Below are 2,870 nucleotides of genomic sequence, written 5' to 3'. Positions count from 1 at the left end.
CGCGGGGCCGCTGGGGGTCGGCCTCGGGGGGCGGGCGGTCGCCGGGCAGCGGCCCGGACGCGGGAGCGCCCGCGTCGCGACGCCAACGCTGGAAGGCGAGGGTGCACGAGACCAGCCAGAGGGTGCCCAGCAGCCAGCCGGCGAGGACATCGCTCGGGTAGTGGACGCCGAGGGCGATGCGGCTGAGGCCGATGGCGGTGACCAGCAGAACGGCGACGCCGACGGTGGCGCGGCGGGCGGTCGAGCCGAGCGCGGGGGTGAAGACGACGACCAGGACGCCGTAGCAGACGAGGGAGCTCATGGCGTGGCCGCTGGGGAAGCTCCAGCCGTCGGTGGTGTAGACGGGGTCGTCGACCACGGGACGCAGGCGCGCCACGAGTTCCTTGACCACCGCGTTGAGGATCAGCCCGCCCGCACCGGCGATCACGATGAAGGCGGCGATCTTCGGCAGGCGGCGCAGCAACAGCCAGGCGGTGCCGACAGCGAGGGCGAGGACCAGGGCGGGGGTGCCGCCGAGGTCGGTGAGCCCGGCGACGACGCCGCGCAGCGTCGAGTCGGCGTTCATGGCGGCGACGAACGTGTCGGTGACCGCCTGGTCGGCGCGCTGCATCGGCTCCCAGTTGGCGCGCACCAGGGCGGTGAGCGCGGCGAAACCCATGCCCGCGGCCGCGACACCGGCCCACGCCGCGCCCCCCCGGGCGGCGAAACGGCCCGCGGCGGCGCTCTCCGGCGGTTGGTCGGGCCGGTTGCCGGTGTCCCCGGCCGCGGCGGCGTGCTGGTCGACGGACAATGCGAAACCTCCTGCGTGCGCGGCATCCGGGGTGCGGCAGGCGTTTTCGCCGAGCGAGCCGTCACATGCGGGTGCCCTGTGTGGCGGAGGTTTTCCCGCAATGCGCCCGAACAATCCGGCCGGGGCTGTCCGTTGCCTCAGCGCATGCGTTGCACCAGTTCGGCATCGAGGCGGCGGACGAGGGCGCGCAGGCGTTCGTGGGTGGCCGACTCCGGTTCGGTCAGGCGCAGTTGCAGCAGTTCGCGTCCCGCGGCTTGCAGGACCCTGGCGGTGTAGTCGGGGTCGTCGACACCGGGGTTGATGCGCAGCAGTTGCTGGATGAAGAACTCGCGCACGGCGGCCTCGGAGCGGGCGAGGCGTTCGTAGAGCTCCGGGGGCGCGCCCTGCGGCGGGAACAGGAACAGCCGCCAGGTCTCGGGGTGGGCGTCGACGGAGTGCAGCAGGGTGTCGAAGGCGCGCAGGGCGGGGTTGTCGTCGCCGTCTTCGCCCGCGTCCTGGCTGACGGCTTCGGCGAACTGTGCGGCGGCGCGTCCGGCCTCACGGTCGATGAGGGCGACGAACAGACGGGGCAGGTCGCCGAACTGCTGGTAGATCAGCGAGCGGTCGACGCCCGCGGTGTCGGCGATGCGGTTGACGGTGGCGGCGTGGAAGCCCTCGCCGCTGATGATCGCGTGCGCGATGTCGAGCAGTTGTTCGAGTGCGCGGCCAGCGGGAGTTGCAGCCCGACCTCTACGGCGACATGGATTTCGACCGCAAGCCCTATCGCCTGGCCACCGAACCCGGCGTCGAATCCACGCTGCCCGGCGGCCAGGCCAAGCGGGACCGCTACCTCGCCGACGAACGGCTGGTCGAACTGATCTCCACGGCCACCATGCTTGGCGACACCGTCGCCGACCCGCTGGCCGCGCTGTCGGCCACCCACAGCGTCTCCGGCCTGATCCGCATGGTGCGCACCGCCTGCCGCGAGGGCCTCGACGCCGTTCCCGACGCTCCCCCGGAGTTGGTCGCCTTCATCAACGCCATGGAGACCGTGCCGGAATGGCTCGACATGGACCTGGTGCGCCGGGGTGCGAAGGAGGCGCGCCTGCCCGCCGCGCTGCTGGCGCCGTTCATCACCCGCGGCGCGTTCATCGCGACCTTCACCAACACCTACGCCGCCCTGCCGATGGCGCTGACCGGGGCGCTGTCCGGTCGCCGCGCGGCCCGTCGCGTGAACGAGACCTCCAACTTCTTCACCGTCACCACGCTGCCCGGCGCGCTGGACCGCCACGGTCCCGGTTTCGAGGCCGCGGCCATGGTGCGGCTGATGCATTCGATGGTCCGTTACAACGCGCTCAAGCGTTCGGACCGGTGGGATGTCGACGTCTTCGGCCTGCCGGTGCCGCAGGTCGATCAGATGCCTGCGGGCATGATCGACCTGTTCGTCACCGCCCTCGGCGTGCGTCGCCAAGGGCGCACCGAATTCGACGAACGCGAACGCGCGATCGTGGAATTCAGCCGCTACCGCAATTACCTGCTCGGCCTGCCCGAGGAATTGCTGCCGACCACCCCGGACGGAATCATCCACGTCCTCAGCGCCCGCGCCGCCATGCTGCGCCACGATTTCGACGACACGACCTGCGGGGCGCTCATCCGTTCCACCATGGACGCCTATCTGCGGCCCGGGGAAACACGATTCGACCGTATGGCCGAGGCGGTCGAACGCAGTTACAGCAAGGCCGCATTCGTGCTCGCGTTCTGCGGCGGAAAGCGCGCGGTCGCCCGCGCCAAGGGGGTGGATCTCGAAGCGGCCGATTTCGCGCGCATCGCCGTCACCGCGCCCTTCATCATCGGCCGCCTGCTCGTCGTGCAGGCCGCGAGCAAGGTGCCCGCGCTGGACGCCGCTGTCGACCGCTACCTGGTGAATCTCGTGCACCGGCGGCTGGCGACCTACGGAAACGCCGAATTCGTGACCGACGCGAAGACCTACACGCCGGTCGCCGCCTGAACCTCGCTTCACGGTCCGGGGGTTGGGGGGTAGCCGAGCGGGTTGGCCCCCGCGGGCGCGCCGGGGGGGCGCGTACCCGCGGCGGATGCGGGG

General features: G+C 71.6%; 3 protein-coding genes. 1 reads left to right on the top strand and 2 read right to left on the bottom strand.

The genetic code is table 11. From position 1 onward, the window contains the following. Both QH283_RS00595 and QH283_RS30150 read right to left on the bottom strand, forming a co-directional pair. Positions 1 to 790 (bottom strand): phosphatase PAP2 family protein (locus tag QH283_RS00595; protein ID WP_280501060.1); only part of this gene is annotated, 790 nt, incomplete at its 3' end. A gap of 137 nt (positions 791 to 927) precedes the next feature. Beyond that, complete coding sequence (locus QH283_RS30150; RefSeq protein WP_324246438.1) at positions 928 to 1,125, bottom strand: hypothetical protein; 198 nt, start codon at positions 1,123 to 1,125, stop codon at positions 928 to 930. 404 nt (positions 1,126 to 1,529) lie between these two features. On the opposite strand from QH283_RS30150, the gene QH283_RS00585 reads away from it, so the two are divergent. After that, positions 1,530 to 2,777, top strand: coding sequence for an oxygenase MpaB family protein (locus QH283_RS00585; RefSeq protein WP_280501061.1), 1,248 nt, complete (start codon positions 1,530 to 1,532; stop codon positions 2,775 to 2,777). Positions 2,778 to 2,870: the final 93 nt, after the last annotated feature.

The organism is Nocardia farcinica, assembly GCF_029867845.1.
In the GTDB taxonomy this organism is placed as follows: Bacteria; Actinomycetota; Actinomycetes; order Mycobacteriales; family Mycobacteriaceae; genus Nocardia; species Nocardia farcinica_A.
The sequence above is the reverse complement of the archived record's forward strand: the minus strand, read 5'-3'. Positions and strand labels throughout refer to the sequence as shown.